The sequence below is a fragment of the Streptomyces sp. NPDC012827 genome (assembly GCF_042900905.1).
Lineage (GTDB): Bacteria > Actinomycetota > Actinomycetes > Streptomycetales > Streptomycetaceae > Streptomyces > Streptomyces gulbargensis.
Map to the genome: position 1 here is coordinate 26323 of NZ_JBIBBY010000006.1, position 16821 is coordinate 43143.

19 protein-coding genes and 1 riboswitch are annotated in these 16821 nt (G+C 75.3%); of the genes, 13 read left to right on the top strand and 6 right to left on the bottom strand.

What is annotated here, in order from left to right; translation table 11 throughout:
• Nucleotides 1–111 precede the first annotated feature (111 nt).
• The 5 genes from ACFY60_RS14815 to ACFY60_RS14835 all read right to left on the bottom strand — a co-directional run bounded on the left by ACFY60_RS14815 (nucleotide 112) and on the right by ACFY60_RS14835 (nucleotide 3190).
• On the bottom strand, nucleotides 112–411 hold the full coding sequence (locus ACFY60_RS14815; protein ID WP_388615293.1) for a DUF1876 domain-containing protein: 300 nt from the start codon (nucleotides 409–411) through the stop codon (nucleotides 112–114).
• Nucleotides 412–518: 107 nt separating this feature from the next.
• On the bottom strand, nucleotides 519–917 hold the full coding sequence (locus ACFY60_RS14820) for a hypothetical protein (protein WP_388615294.1): 399 nt from the start codon (nucleotides 915–917) through the stop codon (nucleotides 519–521).
• Between the two features lie 52 nt (nucleotides 918–969).
• Nucleotides 970–2199: a mannosyltransferase family protein gene (locus ACFY60_RS14825; protein WP_388615296.1), complete on the bottom strand. Its 1230-nt coding sequence runs from the start codon at nucleotides 2197–2199 to the stop codon at nucleotides 970–972.
• Between the two features lie 75 nt (nucleotides 2200–2274).
• Entirely contained in the window at nucleotides 2275–2685 is a 411-nt protein-coding gene (locus ACFY60_RS14830; protein ID WP_388615298.1) for a hypothetical protein, read from the bottom strand.
• Nucleotides 2678–3190: a SigE family RNA polymerase sigma factor gene (locus ACFY60_RS14835; protein ID WP_388615300.1), complete on the bottom strand. Its 513-nt coding sequence runs from the start codon at nucleotides 3188–3190 to the stop codon at nucleotides 2678–2680. The genes ACFY60_RS14830 and ACFY60_RS14835 overlap by 8 nt, the downstream gene beginning before the upstream one ends.
• A gap of 356 nt (nucleotides 3191–3546) precedes the next feature.
• Between ACFY60_RS14835 and dhaK the strand changes: the two genes are divergently transcribed.
• The 10 genes from dhaK (at nucleotide 3547) to rpmF (ending at nucleotide 11892) form a co-directional block, all read left to right on the top strand.
• Nucleotides 3547–4539, top strand: a complete 993-nt coding sequence (dhaK, locus tag ACFY60_RS14840; protein WP_388615302.1) for a dihydroxyacetone kinase subunit DhaK — start codon at nucleotides 3547–3549, stop codon at nucleotides 4537–4539.
• A gap of 48 nt (nucleotides 4540–4587) precedes the next feature.
• On the top strand, nucleotides 4588–5247 hold the full coding sequence (gene dhaL / locus ACFY60_RS14845) for a dihydroxyacetone kinase subunit DhaL (protein ID WP_388615305.1): 660 nt from the start codon (nucleotides 4588–4590) through the stop codon (nucleotides 5245–5247).
• Nucleotides 5244–5651 carry a PTS-dependent dihydroxyacetone kinase phosphotransferase subunit DhaM gene (locus ACFY60_RS14850; RefSeq protein ID WP_388615308.1) on the top strand — a complete coding sequence of 136 codons (408 nt, stop codon included), beginning with the start codon at nucleotides 5244–5246 and terminating at the stop codon, nucleotides 5649–5651. Before dhaL ends, ACFY60_RS14850 begins: the two co-directional genes overlap by 4 nt.
• 70 nt (nucleotides 5652–5721) lie before the next feature.
• Nucleotides 5722–5944: riboswitch (cobalamin riboswitch) on the top strand.
• 28 nt (nucleotides 5945–5972) lie between these two features.
• Nucleotides 5973–6686 carry an energy-coupling factor ABC transporter permease gene (locus tag ACFY60_RS14855; protein WP_388615310.1) on the top strand — a complete coding sequence of 238 codons (714 nt, stop codon included), beginning with the start codon at nucleotides 5973–5975 and terminating at the stop codon, nucleotides 6684–6686.
• Nucleotides 6683–7192: an energy-coupling factor ABC transporter substrate-binding protein gene (locus ACFY60_RS14860; protein ID WP_388615313.1), complete on the top strand. Its 510-nt coding sequence runs from the start codon at nucleotides 6683–6685 to the stop codon at nucleotides 7190–7192. The genes ACFY60_RS14855 and ACFY60_RS14860 overlap by 4 nt, the downstream gene beginning before the upstream one ends.
• A gap of 6 nt (nucleotides 7193–7198) precedes the next feature.
• Entirely contained in the window at nucleotides 7199–7945 is a 747-nt protein-coding gene (gene cbiQ / locus ACFY60_RS14865) for a cobalt ECF transporter T component CbiQ (protein WP_388615316.1), read from the top strand.
• Nucleotides 7942–8823, top strand: a complete 882-nt coding sequence (locus ACFY60_RS14870) for an energy-coupling factor ABC transporter ATP-binding protein (protein WP_388615319.1) — start codon at nucleotides 7942–7944, stop codon at nucleotides 8821–8823. The genes cbiQ and ACFY60_RS14870 overlap by 4 nt, the downstream gene beginning before the upstream one ends.
• Before the next feature lie 176 nt (nucleotides 8824–8999).
• Entirely contained in the window at nucleotides 9000–11015 is a 2016-nt protein-coding gene (locus ACFY60_RS14875) for an FAD-dependent oxidoreductase (RefSeq protein WP_388615321.1), read from the top strand.
• 73 nt (nucleotides 11016–11088) lie between these two features.
• Complete coding sequence (locus ACFY60_RS14880; protein WP_388615324.1) at nucleotides 11089–11643, top strand: PadR family transcriptional regulator; 555 nt, start codon at nucleotides 11089–11091, stop codon at nucleotides 11641–11643.
• A 78-nt stretch (nucleotides 11644–11721) separates the two neighbouring features.
• Nucleotides 11722–11892 carry a 50S ribosomal protein L32 gene (gene rpmF, locus ACFY60_RS14885; protein ID WP_388615327.1) on the top strand — a complete coding sequence of 57 codons (171 nt, stop codon included), beginning with the start codon at nucleotides 11722–11724 and terminating at the stop codon, nucleotides 11890–11892.
• Nucleotides 11893–11990: 98 nt separating this feature from the next.
• Here the strand turns inward: rpmF and ACFY60_RS14890 are convergent, their stop codons facing one another.
• Complete coding sequence (locus tag ACFY60_RS14890) at nucleotides 11991–13886, bottom strand: heavy metal translocating P-type ATPase (RefSeq protein WP_388615330.1); 1896 nt, start codon at nucleotides 13884–13886, stop codon at nucleotides 11991–11993.
• 108 nt (nucleotides 13887–13994) lie between these two features.
• Here ACFY60_RS14890 and ACFY60_RS14895 point away from each other — a divergent pair, with 108 nt between their 5' ends.
• The 3 genes from ACFY60_RS14895 (at nucleotide 13995) to ACFY60_RS14905 (ending at nucleotide 16819) form a co-directional block, all read left to right on the top strand.
• Complete coding sequence (locus ACFY60_RS14895; protein ID WP_388615332.1) at nucleotides 13995–14372, top strand: ArsR/SmtB family transcription factor; 378 nt, start codon at nucleotides 13995–13997, stop codon at nucleotides 14370–14372.
• 22 nt (nucleotides 14373–14394) lie between these two features.
• Nucleotides 14395–15783: an FAD-dependent oxidoreductase gene (locus ACFY60_RS14900; RefSeq protein WP_388615335.1), complete on the top strand. Its 1389-nt coding sequence runs from the start codon at nucleotides 14395–14397 to the stop codon at nucleotides 15781–15783.
• A 265-nt stretch (nucleotides 15784–16048) separates the two neighbouring features.
• A complete protein-coding gene (locus tag ACFY60_RS14905; protein WP_388615338.1) occupies nucleotides 16049–16819 on the top strand; it encodes a GntR family transcriptional regulator in 771 nt (256 codons plus the stop codon).
• Nucleotides 16820–16821: the final 2 nt, after the last annotated feature.

Genomic DNA, 16821 nt, shown 5'->3' on the forward strand with positions numbered 1-16821 from the left:
CCGGCGCCGGGCGCCGGTGCGCGCGGGCCCGGGTGACCCGGCGCGGCCGGCCCGGTGCCGGGGCCCGGACGAGGGCGCGCGGGTTCGATGACCGGGTTCGGGCGGCCGGACTCAGGTGACGGCCTCGGGCCAGCCGTACCCCGGGCCGGTGCGCCGCGGGAGCGTCCCGGCTCCCACCGCCTCCATCTCCCGGTCGGCCTCCCGCATGAGCTTGCCGGCCAGGTCCTTCATCGCCCGGCCCGCGGCGAGGTCGTCCCCGATCACCGGCACGTCCGCGTCCGCCGGGTTGCAGCGGGCGGAGCCGTGGCCGGTGAGGGTCGAGGTGCCGGTGTCGAGCCGGGCCTCCGCCCTGGTCCTGCCGCCTTCCTCGACCAGATCCAGGCCGACCGTCCACTCGAGGTGCCGTGTCATGGTCTGCCTCCTCACGCCGGGCCGCGGCCCACGGGCGCGCGGCCCCTTTCCCGTACCTTCCAGGATCCTCCCGGCGGAGCCCCGGCGCACGGGGTCACCGGCCGCCGTCAGGCGGGGGTGAAGAGATCCGCGCGGGCGTCGCCGAGGACGAAACCGTTGTCGAGGCGGACCCGGACCGTCACCCGGCGCGCCGCCGTCCGGTGCGCGGTCCACGCGGGCTCCAGGGACGCGACCTCCGCCACGAGCCGCTCCCTGCTCGCCGGGGGCATCTGGTGCCCGAAGTCGTCGAGGAGGGCCTTGAGACGCTCGTACTCGCGCACCTCGGGGCCGGGCTCGGCCCGGTGCTCCTCGGCCCGTACGACGGTGCCCTCCGTGCCCGCCGCGAGGAACAGCGTCCCGGCGGGGGCCTCCGCCTCCTCCGGCTGCTCGCCGGCGGGCAGGAGCGTCCCGGCCAGCCTGAGGTCCGCCGCGAGCTTCACCCGTCGGCCTTCGTGCCACGTCGTCATCGGACCTTCATACCGCAGGCCGCCGTCCCGTACCGCACCGGGTCCGCCGTGGTCAGCCCGCCCAGCGGCCGGAGAAGAAGGTGACCGCGAGGACGACGGAGAGGGGCGCGGACAGGCAGAGCACGGCGGTCCACAGGCGCGGGCGGTCCACGGTCGCGCGGGCGAGGGCGATCCACAGCGGCCACCAGAGCAGGCCGGCGCGGGGGACGGACATGTACCAGTACGAGGTGCCGAGCGCCCACAGGCTGAGTGCCACGTAGCAGGCCTCCGGCAGGCGGCGGGCGCGCAGGAGGTACGCGACCAGGAGCAGCCCGGTGACCATGGCGAGGAGTTCGGCCTGCCACAGGAGGGCGTACGAGGTGGGATGGGCGTGGCCGAAGGCGGCCTCCCAGGTGGTGCCCCAGGACTCCCAGGGGGTGTGGAAGTCGCGGTACCAGCCGCGTTCCTGGGCGTGTTTCCACGCCAGGGGGTCGCCGGTGCGGGCGTAGAGGTACCCGAAGTAGAGCAGCGGGGGCAGGGCGGGGAGCGCGAGGAGGGGGCAGCGGCGCAGGTCACCGCCGGCACGGGCGGTGAGGAGGAAGTGGACGGCGAGCGCGGCGGCGAGGAAGAGGCCGCTGACGCGCACGGTCGTGGCGCAGGCGGTCAGGAGGGCGGCGGCGCCCCAGTCGCGGCGGAGTGCGGCGAGCCAGGCGGGCAGGGCGAAGGCGAGGAACAGGGCCTCCGTGTAGCCGACGGCGAGGAAGACGGCGCAGGGCGAGGTGAGCAGCAGGAGGACGGCGCGCCGGCCGTCGGCGGCGCTCGGCAGGTGGAGCCGGGCGACGCGGGCGAGGGCCACGACGGCGACGGCGCCGGCGACGAGTGAGATGAGGAGCCCGGCGAGGGTCCAGTCCGGCACGGCGAGGTGGGCGAGGCGCAGTGTGAGGGGGAAGCCGGGGAAGAAGGCCGCCCTGTTGTCCTCCTCGGCGGGGCGGGCCCCGGGGTCGTCGGGGAAGTAGCCGTCGCGGGCGATGTGCAGGTAGTGGTTCCAGTCCCACCGCTCGGCCACGGCGACGAGCCGGCCGGGCGTCCGGGCCTCGGGGTCGCGGGGGAACAGCCAGGCGGTGCAGTACGCGACGAGGGCGAGGGCGGCGCGGGTGAGGAGGTAGAGCAGGAGGACGTCGCGGTCGGCGGCGTCGAGCCGTGGGAGCCGCCACCGCCGCCCCGGGGCGGGGGGCCGGGACGGCGGCGGGTGCGCGGCGGGAGTCACCTCCACCCTCGGGGCATGTCCGGCTATGAGGGTCATGTCTCTCTTTCCTCAGGGCGTGGTGGGGCACGGGACCGCGACGGGGCGATCCCGCGGGGCGGGGCCGGGTGGGGGTCAGCGGTCGCCGGTACGGGTGGGGAACGCGGTCGTGCCGGTGCTCGTGGGGATGCCGCCGGGCACGGTGGTGCGGGGTGGCGAGGGGGGTGGCGAGGTCGTGGCGGCCGTGGTCGCGCCGGTGGCGGGCGGCCGGGTCGTGCCGGCCGGTGCCGGGGGTGAGGGGCGGCTCACCGAAGGGCTGGTGGCGGGCAGGACCGGCTCGGAGCCCCCCGGCAGCAGAGCGGTGAGGGCCGCTGCCCCGCCGCCCACCAGGAGGCAGGCCGCCGCCGCGCAGACGGCGAGGCGGCGCCGGTGAGCCCGGCGGCCCCGGGCGGAGATCTCCGCGGCGGGCGGGAGGGCGGCACGGGTGCGTCCCGCCTCCGCGGCTTCCTGGAACAGCGACCGCAGCGGGTCGTGGGGCTCATGCACCGGGTGCCTCCTCACGGGGCGCGTGCTCGATACGGGGGTCGTCGATCCGGTGGGCGAGGGCCGCGCGGCCACGCGCCAGGTGCGTCTTGACGGTGCCGGTCGACAGACCGGTCTCGCCGGCGACCTGGTCCACGCTCAGATCGCACAGGTAGTGGAGGGTGAGCGTGCGCCGCTGCTGAGGAGGCAGCCCGCGCAGGGCCTCGACGAGGACGAGGTGGTCCGGTTCGGGCCCGGCCACCACCGGGGGTGCCCCGCCGCGCCGCCAGGCCTCGGTCGTCCGCCGCCGGAACCGCCACCGGCTCACCGCGAGCCGCCACGCGACCGTCCGGATCCACGCCTCCGGCTGCCCGTCCCGGTCGAGCTGGCGCCTGCGGCTCCAGCCCTTGACGAAGGCCTCCTGCACGACGTCCTGCGCCTCGTGCAGGTCGCCGAGCATCACGTACAACTGGCCCGTGAGCCGCGCCACCGCGTGGGCGTAGAACTCTTCGAACTCCTCGACGGTCAACTGCGCTCTCCCGGATCTCCGACAACACCCCGCATACGCCGGGGGCGGGGCGCCCGGTTGACACCGGACGCCGGAAACCAGGGTGATCGTGATCACGGAACCGTACGGCTCCGACACGCGTCGGGGGTGCGGCCCGGCCGGCACGCCGCCGGCCGGGGACGATCCCGTCGCGTACGTGACCACGGCGGCGGCAGGGCCGATACTCGGCAGGGGCACCCCGGCGGCCACCGCCGGGACCGGCCTTCGAGCAGCACGCACCACCGCCAGCCGCACACCGTCAGACCAGCAGGCCGGACGGCCCGCCCCCCACCGGGAGGAGAGCGGGCCGCCGGCTCGCGAGGCCCGAGGAGACCGCTGTGAAGATGCTCATCAACGTCCCCGAGACCGTCGTCGCCGACGCCCTGCGGGGGATGGCCGCCGCGCATCCCGAGCTCACCGTGGACGTGGAGCGCAGGGTGGTGGTGCGGCGGGACGCGCCGGTGGCCGGGAAGGTGGCGCTGGTGTCGGGCGGCGGGTCGGGGCACGAGCCGCTGCACGCGGGGTTCGTGGGCCCCGGGATGCTGGACGCCGCGTGTCCGGGCGAGGTGTTCACCTCGCCCGTGCCCGATCAGATGGTGCGGGCGGCGGCGGCCGTCGACAGTGGCGCCGGGGTGCTGTTCGTCGTCAAGAACTACACCGGTGACGTGCTGAACTTCGAGATGGCGGCCGAGCTCGCGCAGGACGAGGGTGTGCGGATCGCCCGGGTCCTCGTCGACGACGACGTGGCGGTCACGGACAGCCTGTACACGGCGGGGCGGCGCGGCACCGGCGCGACGCTGTTCGTGGAGAAGATCGCCGGGGCCGCCGCCGAGGAGGGCGCGCCACTGGAGCGGGTCGAGGCGGTGGCCCGGCGGGTGAACGAACGGTCCCGCTCCTTCGGGGTGGCCCTCGGCGCCTGCACCACGCCGGCGAAGGGATCGCCGACCTTCGACCTGCCGCCCGGCGAACTGGAGCTGGGCGTGGGCATCCACGGCGAGCCGGGCCGGGAGCGGCGGGCCATGATGACGGCCCGGGAGATCGCCGACGTCGCCGTCGAAGCCGTTCTGGACGACCTGCGGCCCTCGGGCCCGGTCCTGGCGCTGGTCAACGGCATGGGCGGGACGCCCCTGCTGGAGCTGTACGGCTTCCACGCGGAGGTGGCGCGGGTGCTCGGGGAGCGCGGAGTGCCGGCCGCCCGGGCCCTGGTGGGGAACTACGTGACCTCGCTGGACATGGCCGGCTGTTCGGTGACGCTGTGCGAGGCGGACGAGGAGCTGCTGCGTCTGTGGGACGCGCCCGTGCGGACGGCCGCGCTCCGCTGGGGGCTGTGAGCCGGGGCCGCCGGACACATCGGCAGGGAGACACGGGAGAGGACCGGGATGACGGAGACGGCGGGAACGTACGGCACGGAGTTCTTCGTGCGCTGGCTGGAGGCGGTGGCCGGGGCGGTCGAGCGGGAGGCCGACCGGCTGACCGAGCTGGACGCGGCCATCGGTGACGCCGACCACGGGGCCAATCTGCGGCGCGGTTTCACGGCCGTGCGCAAGGCCCTGGAGGAGGAACCGCCGACGGCGCCGGGAGCGGTGCTCGTCGCGGCCGGGACGCGGTTGATCTCCACGGTCGGCGGCGCGTCGGGGCCCCTGTACGGGACGCTGCTGCGGCGTGCGGGCAAGGCGCTCGGCGACGATCCGCGGGTGACCCGGGAGCGGTTCGCCGGGGCGCTGGGCGAGGGGGTGGAGGCCGTTTCCCGGCTGGGTGGCGCGGCGCCGGGGGACAAGACGATGCTGGACGCGCTCGTGCCGGGTGTGGAGGGGTTGAAGGTGTCCTTCGCGGCGGGGCGGGACCGGGCCGGTGAGGGTGCCGCCGCAACCGTGCCGCTGCGGGCGCGCAAGGGCAGGGCCAGCTACCTGGGCGAGCGCTCGGCCGGGCACGAGGACCCGGGCGCGGCCTCGTCGGCGCTGCTGTTCGCGGCGCTCGCCGCCACGGCCCGCGTGGAGACCGGGGACGGGACGACGACGGACGGGGAGGGGGCGGCATGAGCGCCGGTCGGGTCGGGATCGTCCTGGTCTCGCACAGTGCCGAGGTGGCGGCGGCCGTGGCCGAACTGGCCCGGGGCCTCGCCGGTGGCGGGGACACGGCTCCGGTCCGGCCGGCCGGCGGCACCCCGGACGGGGGTCTGGGCACGAGCGCGGAGCTGATCGCCGAGGCGGCGCGGGCGGTCGACGGGGGCGCCGGGGTGGCCCTCCTGGTCGATCTGGGCAGCGCCGTGCTCACCGTGAAGGCGCTGCTCGCGGAGGGCGGCGAACTGCCCGAGGGTGCCCGGCTGGTCGACGCGCCGTTCGTGGAGGGCGCCGTCGCGGCCGTGGTGACCGCGAGCGCGGGCGGCGGCCTGGACGAGGTCGCGGCGGCGGCCTCGGAGGCGTACACGTACCGGAAGGAGTGACGGGAACCGGTGTGCGCGGGGGGCGTGCGACGACAGCGCGCAGTGAGCGGGAGAACGCGCCGGGTGGCCGCCGTGTTGTGATGCACCTGGTCAACCCACTAGTGTCACAGCGCCTTGGTGTACGGGAAACCGGTGCAGTACCGGTGCGGCCCTCGCCACTGTGATCGGGAGGTCCGGCTCCATCCCCCTGGGGAAGCCACTGCACCGCCGCGGGAGACCGCCGGGGTGTGGGAAGGCGGAGTCGGGCGGCATGACCGTCAGCCAGGAGACCGGCCAAGGCGCGTTGTCCATCCACGAGGTGCTGGAGAGGGTCTCCCAACCATGCATATAGCCGAGGGGTACCTGCCCCCTGTGCACGCCGCCGCCTGGAGCGTCGCGGCCGCACCGTTCGTCGTCCACGGAGTCCGCGCGCTGACCCGCGAGGTGCGGTCCAACCCCGAGTCCACCCTGCTGCTGGGCGCCTCCGGCGCCTTCACCTTCGTCCTGTCCGCGCTGAAGCTTCCCTCGGTGACGGGCAGTTGTTCGCACCCGACCGGCACGGGGCTCGGCGCCATCCTGTTCCGCCCGCCGATCATGGCGGTGCTCGGCACCCTCACGCTCCTCTTCCAGGCGCTGCTCCTGGCGCACGGTGGGCTGACCACCCTCGGCGCGAACGCGTTCTCCATGGCCGTCGCCGGCCCGTGGGCGGGGTACGGGACGTACCTTCTGCTGCGCAGGTCGGGGGCGCCGCTGATGGTGAGCGTGTTCTCCGGCGCGTTCGTGGCGGACCTCTCGACGTACTGCGTGACCAGCGTGCAGCTGGCCCTCGCCTTCCCCGACCCCGGCAGCGGCGTGACGGGTGCGCTGGCCAAGTTCGGCGGCATCTTCGCGGTGACGCAGATCCCGCTGGCGGTCAGCGAGGGCCTGCTCACGGTGCTCGTGATGCGGCTCCTCGCGCAGTCCAGCAAGGGCGACCTGGTCCGGCTCGGCGTTCTCGCCCGGCCGGCCGGGGCCGCCGGTGACGCCGCGCCGTCCGAGGGGGCGAACGCCCGATGAGCCGGAACGCGAAGATCAACACGCTGCTGCTGCTCGTCGTCGTGGCCCTGGCGGTGCTGCCGCTCGCCCTCGGTCTCGGCGACCACAAGGAGGAGCCCTTCGCCGGGGCGGACGCCGAGGCGGAGACGGCGATCACGGAGCTGCGGCCGGACTACGAGCCCTGGTTCGCCCCGCTGTACGAGCCGCCGTCCGGTGAGGTCGAGTCGGCGCTGTTCGCCCTCCAGGCGGCCCTGGGCGCCGGTGTCCTCGCGTACTACTTCGGCCTGCGGCGCGGGCGGAGGCAGGGCGAGGCCCTCGCGGAGCGCGGGACGCCGGCGCAGAGCCCCGGAGGGCCTCGGGCGTCCGCTCCGGGCGCCGGGGCCTCCGGGGCTCTGGGGGCGGTGTCCGAGGACGCCGGGGCCTCGCCTGGAGGAGCCCGCGGCGCCGGAGCCGGGGAAGGAAGCGCGTCCGCGTCCGGGGCAGGGACGGTCGGCCCGCCCGTACCCCCCTCGCGCGGGGACACGTAACCGCCCATGCTGCCGATCGACGCGGCGGCGCACAGCAGTCGCTGGCGCCGCCGGCATCCCGCCGAGAAGGCGCTGCTCGGCTTCGGGCTCACCCTGTGCGCGGTGTCGCTGCCGCCGTGGCCGGGCGCCGTCCTCGTGGGCGCGGCCACCCTCGCCGTCCTCCTGGGTCCGGCGGGTGTGCCGGGCCGGGCGCTGTGGCGGGCCTTCCGGGTGCCGCTCGGCTTCTGCGTCACGGGGGCCGTACCGCTCCTCTTCCAGGTGGGCGGGGGGCAGTTCGTGGCGCTCGCGCCGGACGGCCCGGTCCACGCGGCCGAACTGCTCCTGCGCAGCGCGTCGGCGTCCCTCGGGGTACTGCTGTTCGCGTTCACGACACCCGTCTCCGACGTCCTGCCCCGGCTGGTGCGGGCCGGGGTGCCGGCGCCGGTCGTGGACGTGGCGCTCGTGATGTACCGGATCGTCTTCCTGCTCCTGGACGCGCTGGCGAAGATCCGTCAGGCGCAGGCCGCCCGCCTCGGGCACACCACCCGGGCGGCGGCCTGGCGTTCGCTGGCCGGGCTCGGCGCGACCGCCTTCGTCCGCGCCTTCGACCGGGCGCACCGGCTCCAGTCGGGACTGGCCGGACGCGGGTACGACGGGACCCTGCGGGTCCTGGTCCCGGCCGCGGCGGTCTCCCGGCCGTTCCTCGCCGCGACGGGCGCGCTCCTGTCCGGGCTGGTCGCCCTCACCCTCGTACTGGAAAGGTTCCTGCCATGACGGCGTCTGCTCCCGTGGTGCAGCTGGTGGGGGCGGGGTTCGCCTACGAGGACGGCCCGGCCGTCCTGTCGGACGTGGACTTCGCGGTCGCGGAGGGGCGCGCCGTCGCGCTGCTCGGCCGCAACGGCAGCGGCAAGACGACGCTGCTGCGGCTGCTGAGCGGCGGCCTGCGCTGCGGGAGCGGCGCGCTGCTCCTGGACGGTACGGAGGTGGCGTACGACCGGAAGGGGCTGACGCGGCTGCGGACCACCGTGCAGCTGGTGGTGCAGGACCCGGACGACCAGCTGTTCGCCGCCTCGGTGGCGCAGGACGTGTCGTTCGGGCCGATGAACCTGGGGCTGCCGGAGGAGGAGGTGCGGCTGCGGGTCGCGCGGGCGCTCGCGGCCCTCGACATCACGGCGCTCGCGGACCGGCCGACGCACCTGCTGTCGTACGGGCAGCGCAAGCGGGCGGCGATCGCGGGGGCGGTGGCGATGCGGCCCCGCGTCCTGATCATGGACGAGCCGACGGCGGGGCTCGACCCGCACGGCCAGGAACGGCTGCTCGACGCCCTGGAAGGGCTGCGGAAGGCCGGCACGACGGTGGTCATGGCCACGCACGACGTGGACCTGGCGCTGCGGTGGGCGGACGAGGCGGCGGTCCTCTCCCCCGGCGGACTGCGGACGGGGCCGGTGGACCGGCTGCTCGGGGACCACGACCTCCTGGACGCGGCCCGGCTGCGGCGGCCGTGGGGCACGTCGGTCGGACGGCTGCTGCGGGCGCAGGGCCTGCTTCCGGCGGGCGCACCGGAGCCGCGTACGCCGGAGGAGCTGGACGCCTGGGCGGCCACGCTCGCCCCGGGAGCCCCCGGCACACCGGGAGCCGCCGGCCCCTCCTGAGCGGCACCCCGTTCCGCGGCCCCGGGCGCCTCCACGCGCCCGGGGCCTTCGCCGTCCTCGCGCCTGCTCCGGCCGGGGAGTAGTGGACATCACGCCCGCATTCTTCTGCAACTAGTTGCAGAATCACCTCCCGCTCGCCTACAACAGAGCACGACGACCGCGCGAGGAGGAGCCCCATGAGCCCGTACCCCCACCTGCTGAGCCCGCTCGACCTGGGGTTCACCACGCTGCCCAACCGGGTCATCATGGGGTCGATGCACGTCGGCCTGGAGGAGGCGGAGCACGGTTTCGAGCGCATGGCCGCCTTCTACGCCGAGCGCGCCCGCGGCGGCGCCGGCCTGATCGTCACCGGCGGCATCGCACCCAACGAGGCCGGCCGGCCCTGGGACGGCGGGGCCAAGCTCACCACCGCCGAGGAGGTGGCCGAGCACCGGCTGATCACCGGGGCCGTGCACGAGGCCGGGGGCCGCATCGCGATGCAGATCCTCCACTTCGGCCGCTACGCCTACCACCCCGGCCTGGTCGCCCCGAGCGCGATCAAGGCCCCGATCAGCCCCTTCGTACCGAACGAGCTGACCGATGCCGAGGTCGAGCAGACGATCGAGGACTACGTCCGCTGCGCCGAGCTCGCCCGGGAGGCCGGCTACGACGGCGTCGAGGTGATGGGCTCCGAGGGTTACCTGATCAACGAGTTCATCGCCGCCGCCACGAACCGGCGCACCGACCGCTGGGGCGGTTCGTACGAGAACCGCGTCCGGTTCCCGCTGGAGATCGTGCGGCGGATCCGGGAGCGGGTCGGCACGGACTTCATCCTGATCTACCGCCTCTCCATGCTGGACCTGGTGCCCGGCGGCTCCACCCTGGAGGAGGTCGTCCAGCTCGCGAAGGAGATCGAGGCGGCCGGCGCCACCCTCATCAACACCGGCATCGGCTGGCACGAGGCCCGCATCCCCACCATCGCCACGTCGGTGCCGCGCGGCGCCTACACCTGGGTGACGAAGAAGCTGATGGGGACGGTCTCCGTGCCGCTGGTCACCAGCAACCGCATCAACACCCCCGAGGTCGCCGAGGAGATCCTCGCGGAGGGCCGGGCCGACCTGGTCTCGCTCGCCCGCCCCTTCCTCGCGGACCCCGGCTTCGTCGCCAAGGCCGCCGCCGGCCGCGCCGACACCATCAACACCTGCATCGGCTGCAACCAGGCCTGCCTGGACCACACCTTCAGCCTCAAGATCACCTCCTGCCTGGTCAACCCGCGTGCCTGCCACGAGACCGAGCTGGTCCTCTCCCCCACCCGGCGAGCGAAGCGGATCGCGGTCGTCGGCGCGGGCCCGGCCGGGCTCGCCTGCGCGGTCTCCGCCGCCGAGCGCGGCCACGTGGTCACCCTCTTCGACGCCGCCGCCGAGATCGGCGGCCAGCTGAACATCGCCAAGCGGGTGCCGGGCAAGGAGGAGTTCGACGAGACCCTGCGCTACTTCCGGGTCCAGCTCGACGAGCGCGGTGTGGACGTCCGCCTGAACACCCCCGTCGCCGCCGGTGACCTCGCGGACTACGACGAGGTCGTCGTGGCCACCGGCGTCACCCCGCGCTCCCCGGGCATCGCGGGCGAGGACCACCCGAGCGTCCTCAGCTACCTGGACGTGCTGCGGGACGGCGCGCCGGTCGGCGAGCGGGTCGCGATCATCGGCGCGGGAGGCATCGGCTTCGACGTCGCCGAGTTCCTCACCGACGGCGGGGAGGGCGCCAGCCAGGACCCCGAGACCTACTTCCGCCAGTGGGGCGTCGACACCTCGTACGAGAACCGGGGCGGACTGCGCACCCCCGAGCGGAGCGCCCCGCCGCGCCGGGTGCACCTGCTCCAGCGCAAGACCAGCAAGGTCGGTGCGGGCCTCGGCAAGACGACCGGCTGGATCCACCGCACCGAGCTGAAGCACCGGGGCGTGGCGATGGTGGCGGGCGCGTCGTACGAGCGGATCGACGACGAGGGGCTGCACCTGACGATCGACGGCGAGCCGCAGGTGCTGCCGGTCGACACGGTGGTGCTCTGCGCCGGGCAGGAGCCGAGGCGGGACCTGTACGAGGAGCTGGTGGCCGCGGGCCGTACGGCGCATCTCATCGGCGGTGCCGACGTGGCCGCCGAGCTGGACGCCAAGCGCGCGATCGACCAGGGGACGCGGCTCGCCGCCACCCTGTGACCCACCCCCGGCCCCGGCGGCCGGCCCGTGAACCGTCCGCGGAGCGCGGGGCGGCCGAACCTAGGATGCGAGCATGTCCCTCCCGCACGCGATCCTCACCGCCCTGCTCGAGAAGCCGTCCTCCGGTCTCGAACTGACGCGCCGCTTCGACAAATCGATCGGCTACTTCTGGTCGGCCACGCACCAGCAGATCTACCGGGAGCTCGGGAAGCTGGAGCAGGCGGGGCACATCCGGGCCCTGCCGGCTCCGGTTCCGGTGCGCGGGCAGCGCAAGGAGTACGAGGTGCTGCCCGCGGGCCGCGCCGAACTGAGCACGTGGGTGGCCGGCGCGGAGGACCCGAAGCCGATGCGCTCGGCACTGCTGCTGCGCATGCGGGCGGCGGCCGTGGTGGGCTCCGCCGGCCTGCGGGCCGAGCTGGAACGGCACCTCTCCCTGCACCAGGGGCAGTTGGCGGAGTACCTGGCGATCGAGGAGCGGGACTTCCCACCGGAGCGGCGGGGGTCGGAGCCGGACCGGCTGCGTCATCTCGTGCTGCGGGGCGGGGTCGAGCTGGAGCGGTTCTGGGTGGAGTGGCTGACCGGGGCCCTGGCGGAGCTGGGACCGGAGGAGGAGCGGCCCGCGCCCTGAGCCGGACCCCCGTTGTTCATGGAAATCATTTTCATGTAGCGTGACCGCCACGTTCCCGACGACGGAGGTCCGTTTCCCATGGCCGTACCCAAGCGCAAGATGTCCCGCTCCAACACCCGCCACCGCCGCTCCCAGTGGAAGGCCACCACCCCGCAGCTGGTCCCCGTCACCGTCGACGGCGTGGTCCACCGCGTCCCGCAGCGCCTGGTCGCGGCGTACGAGCGCGGTCTGCTGCGGCCGGAGGGCTGAGCGGACGGGCACCGGGCACCGGGCGGCGGCGCGTCCACGCGCCGGGCCCGGGAGAGGGTCCGGCGCGCACACGAAGGAGGGGGCGGGACGGCCCGGCCTCACACCTCCCCCTTCGCCGCCTTCCGCCACGCGGCGTCCCGCAGCAGCCGCAGGCCGTTGAGGCCGACGAGGACCGTCGAGCCCTCGTGGCCCGCGACACCGAGGGGCAGCGGGAGGTGGCCGGCGAGGTCCCAGGCGACCAGGACTCCGATGCAGACTCCGGCGATCACCAGGTTCTGCACGACCAGCCGGCGGGCGCGGCGGGAGAGGGCCACCACGGCGGGGATCGCCGCGAGTTCGTCGCGGACGACGACCGCGTCGGCGGTCTCCAGGGCCAGGTCGGAACCGGCCCGACCCATCGCGATGCCCGCGTGGGCGGCGGCGAGGGCGGGCGCGTCGTTGACCCCGTCCCCGACGACCAGCACCTTCGCGCCCGCCCGCTCCCACTCCCGTACCGCTTCGGCCTTCTCGTGCGGGAGGAGCCCGGCGCGGACGTCGGCGATGCCGGTCTCGGCGGCGATGCGGCCGGCGGCGCCCGCGTTGTCGCCGGTCAGCAGGGCGGGCGCCGTGCCGGTGAGCCGGGCGAGGGCACGGACCGCCTCCGGGGCGCCGTCGCGCAGCCGGTCGGAGAGCTCCAGGACGGCGGTGGGCGCACCGTCCACGAGGACCTCGACGGCCGTGTCGGCGTGGGTGCCCGGCGCCCTGCGGACCCGCACCTCCCGCCCGTCGACCACGGCCCGTACGCCCGTGCCCGGTTCGGAGGAGAAGTCGCTCGCCTCGGGCAGGCGCAGGCCGCGGGCGCGTGCCTCGGCGACGACGGCGCGGGCGACCGGGTGCTCGCTGTGGAGTTCGGCCGCCGCGGCGAGGGCGAGGGCCTTCTCGTCGCCGTGGACGGCGGTCACCCGGGGCGTCCCCTCGGTCAGGGTGCCGGTCTTGTCGAGGGCGACGCGGTCGGCGGCGCCGAGCCGCTCCATCACGACGGCCGACTTGACGAGGACGCCGTGGCGTCCGGCGGTGGCGATGGCGGAGAGCAGCGGCGGCATCGTGGCGAGCACGACCGCGCACGGCGAGGCCACGATCATGAAGGTCATGGCGCGGAGCAGGGCCTCGGTGACGTCACCGCCGAGGAGGACGGGCAGGCCGAAGACGGCGAGGGTGGCGACGACGACGCCGACCGAGTAGCGCTGTTCGACGCGCTCGACGAACAGCTGGGTGGGGGCCTTGGTGGCGCTCGCCTCCTCGACGAGGGCGACGATCCGGGCGATCACCGAGGCGGAGGCGTCCTTGCCGACGCGGACGCGGAGCGCCCCGGCGCCGTTGAGGGTGCCCGCGAAGACCTCGTCGCCGGGGGCCTTGGCGGCGGGCAGCGGTTCGCCGGTGATGCTCGCCTGGTCGACGTCGCTGGCGCCGTCCAGGACGGTGCCGTCGGCGGGGAGGCGCTCACCGGGGCGTACGAGCACGGTGTCGCCGACCGCGAGGGCGGCGGCCTCCACGGTCTCCTCCCCCGCGGGGGTGAGGCGGACGGCCGTGGCGGGGGCGAGGTCGAGCAGGCCGCGGACGGAGTCGGCGGTGCGGCGAGTGGCGAGCGCCTCCAGGGCTCCGGAGACGGCGAAGATGACGATGAGCAGACCGCCGTCGAGGTACTGGCCGATGGCGGCGGCACCGAGGGCGGCGACCACCATGAGCAGGTCGACGTCGAGGGTCCGTTCGCGCAGGGCGCGCAGGCCTTCCCGTCCGGGTTCCCAGCCGCCGGCGGCGTAGCAGACGGCGTAGAGCGGACCCCAGGCCCAGGCGGGTGCGCCGGCGAGGTCGAGCGGGAAGGCGAGGAGGAAGGCGAGGGCGGACAGGGCCGCCCAGCGCACCTCGGGCAGTGCGGTGGCGCGGGTGCGCCGCGCCGGCGGGGGCGTACGGACGGGCGGCGGGGCCTGCGCGGCGGCCAGCTCCGGGACGGCCATGGAAGGGACCTCTTTCGGGGCGGGGAGGGAAGGAGGACGGCACCACCATACCCGAACACATGAAGAGGTCTTCACTTATTGACATACGAGCGCCGCTACGATGAGCCCATGGGACACGGAGCGAACGGCCAGACGACCCCCGCCACCCGGCTGGACGCCGAGTCCGCGGCGACCATCGCCGCCACCCTCCAGGCCCTGGCCACGCCCTCGCGGCTGATGATCCTCACCAAGCTCCGCCAGGGCCCGTGCGGCGTGACCGAGCTGGCCGCGGCCGTCGAGATGGAACAGTCCGCCGTCTCCCACCAGCTCCGGCTGCTGCGCGCGCTCGGCCTGGTCACCGGCGTCCGCCAGGGCCGCCGCATCGAGTACAGCCTCTACGACAACCACGTCGCCCAGCTCCTCGACGAGGCCGTGTACCACATCGAGCACCTCCGGCTCGGCGCCCGCGACGCCGCCCGCACCGCCGTGGATACTGGGCAGCCGTAGTCCACGACACGAAAGGGCGGGAATGACCGACGACTTGGGGACCCGCGGGACACGTCACGCGGTGGTCATCGGGGGAAGTCTCGCGGGACTCCTGGCCGCACGCGTGCTCGCCGAGCACGCCGAGAAGGTGACGGTCGTCGAGCGCGACCGCGTCCCGGACGGACCGGAGGCACGCCCCGGCGTACCGCAGGGCCGGCACCTCCACGTACTGATCGCCGGCGGCCAGCAGGCCCTGGACGAACTGCTGCCCGGCTTCACCGACGAGCTGCGGGCACTCGGCGCGCCCAAGGTGGGCGTACCGGAGGACATGGTGCAGTGGCAGTCCGGCCGCTGGTTCCGCCGCACCCCGGCGACCGCACACTTCTACAGCGGGCCGCGCCCCCAGCTGGAGTGGCTGGTACGGCAGCGGGTCCTCGCCGACCCGCGCGTCGAACTCCTCCAGGGCACCGAGACCGTGGGGCTGACCGGTGACGCGAGCCGGGTCCGGGGCGTCCGGCTGCGCGAGCGGGGCGCCGGGCCGGACGCCGGGGTCCGCACCCTGGAGGCCGACCTCGTCGTCGACGCCTCCGGGCGCTCGACCAAGGCTCCCGACTGGCTCGCCGACATCGGCGCGGAGGCCCCGCACGAGGAGACCCTCGACACCGGACTCGCCTACGGCACCCGCGTCTACAAGGCGCCGGCCGATTTCGACACCGACGCGCTCGGCTACTACATCGTGCCGGGCCCGGCGCAGACCTACGGCGCGGTCGTCCTGCCCCTCGGGGACGGGCACCACCTGGTCACCCTGTCCGGGCTGCGCGGTGAGGAACCGCCCACGGACGAGAGCGGGTTCGAGGAGTACGCGAAGCGGCTGCCGCACCCGGTGATCAGCGAGTGGATCGCACGGGCGGAACCGGTCTCGCCCGTGCACGGCTTCCGGCGGACGGCCAACGTCCGCCGCCGGTACGACCGTCCGGGCCGCCGCCCGGCCGGGTTCCTCGCCACCGGCGACGCGCTCTGCGCCTTCAACCCGATCTACGGGCAGGGCATGGCCGTCGCCGCGATGAGCGCGGTCGCCCTGCGCCGCGCCCTGTCCGACCCCCGCCGCACCCCGACCACCCGGACGGTGCAGAAGGCGCTGCTCGGCGCCTCCCGGCAGGCGTGGGACATCTCGGCGGGCGCCGACAAGAAGATGCCGGGAGCCCTCGGTGACGCCGCCCGGCCGGGGCCGCTCGACCGGGCCGTGGGCTGGTACCTGCGCCGGGTCCAGGAGCGCGCGGCGGGCGACCCGGTGGTCGGCGGGGCGTTCCGCCGGGCCCTGACCCTGGCGGAGCCGCTGACGGCACTGTTCGCGCCACGGGTGGCGCGTGCGGTCCTCCTCGGTCCCGTCCACCCGACCCCGGCGGAGCCGCCGCTGCGCCGGGACGCCTAGCCGAACTCCGGGCCTGAGAAGGTCCGGAGGGACGCCCCGGACGTCCCGGGATCCTTGCTTCGAACCGCGTCGGCCCCGGTCGTCCGACCGGGGCCGGCGCCGTCGTCCGGCCTCCGACCGCCGTCTCCCGGACCCCCGCCCCGGGACGCGCGCCGCCGCTTTCGGCCACTCTCCCGGGCAAGCCTGGCGGACTGGTTTAGACCAATGATAGGAAGGGTGACGCACACGTTCCACGCGATCACGCAGAGCGAAGAGAGGGTTTCTCATGGCCGAGCCCGAATCCCAGGCCGTGGCGGACGCGCCGCTCTATCTCCGGGTCGCCGCCGCCCTGCGCGAGGAGCTCGCGCAGCCGCGCGTCTCCCCCGGCACCCGGCTGCCGTCCGAGCGCACCCTGGCCCGCCGGCATCACGTCAACCGCCAGACCGTACGGAGCGCCCTGCGGCTCCTGCGTGACGAGCGGCTCGTCGTCACCGACCGGCGGGGCACCTTCGCGGCCGGCGCGCCCGAGGAGGCCGTGACCGCCGCCCCGGCCCTGGCGGCTCGCCGCCCCGTCTTCCCCGGCGGGCCGCCGGCGACGGGGGCACAGGTGCGGGCCACCCTCACCTGGGAGGTGCCGCCCGCGCACCTGGCCGGGCGGCTGCTGCTCGCCCCGGGCGAGGCGACGCTCGTCCACCGCCACGTGGTGCTCGGCGCGCAGGGCACACCGCTCCAGCGGGCGGTGTCCTGGTTCTCCCGGCCCGCGCTCACCGAGATCCCCCAACTGGGCCGCTACCGGCGGGGAAGGGACCGGCACCGCCGCCCCGACCTGCGGCTCCTCTACCACTGGATGCACCAGGCCGGGCTGCGGCTCACCCACCGGGAGTCGGTCGGCGTCAGCCCCGTACCGGCCGGGGAAGCCGGCACGGAGGCCGCGGGGGCGGGGGCCCGGCTGCTCGTCCACCGCGTGGTGAGCGACCAGCACGGGCACGCCCTGGAGATCACGGACATCGACTTCTCGGCGCGGTCGGCGGCCTGGACCTACGAGTTCAGCGCCTGAGG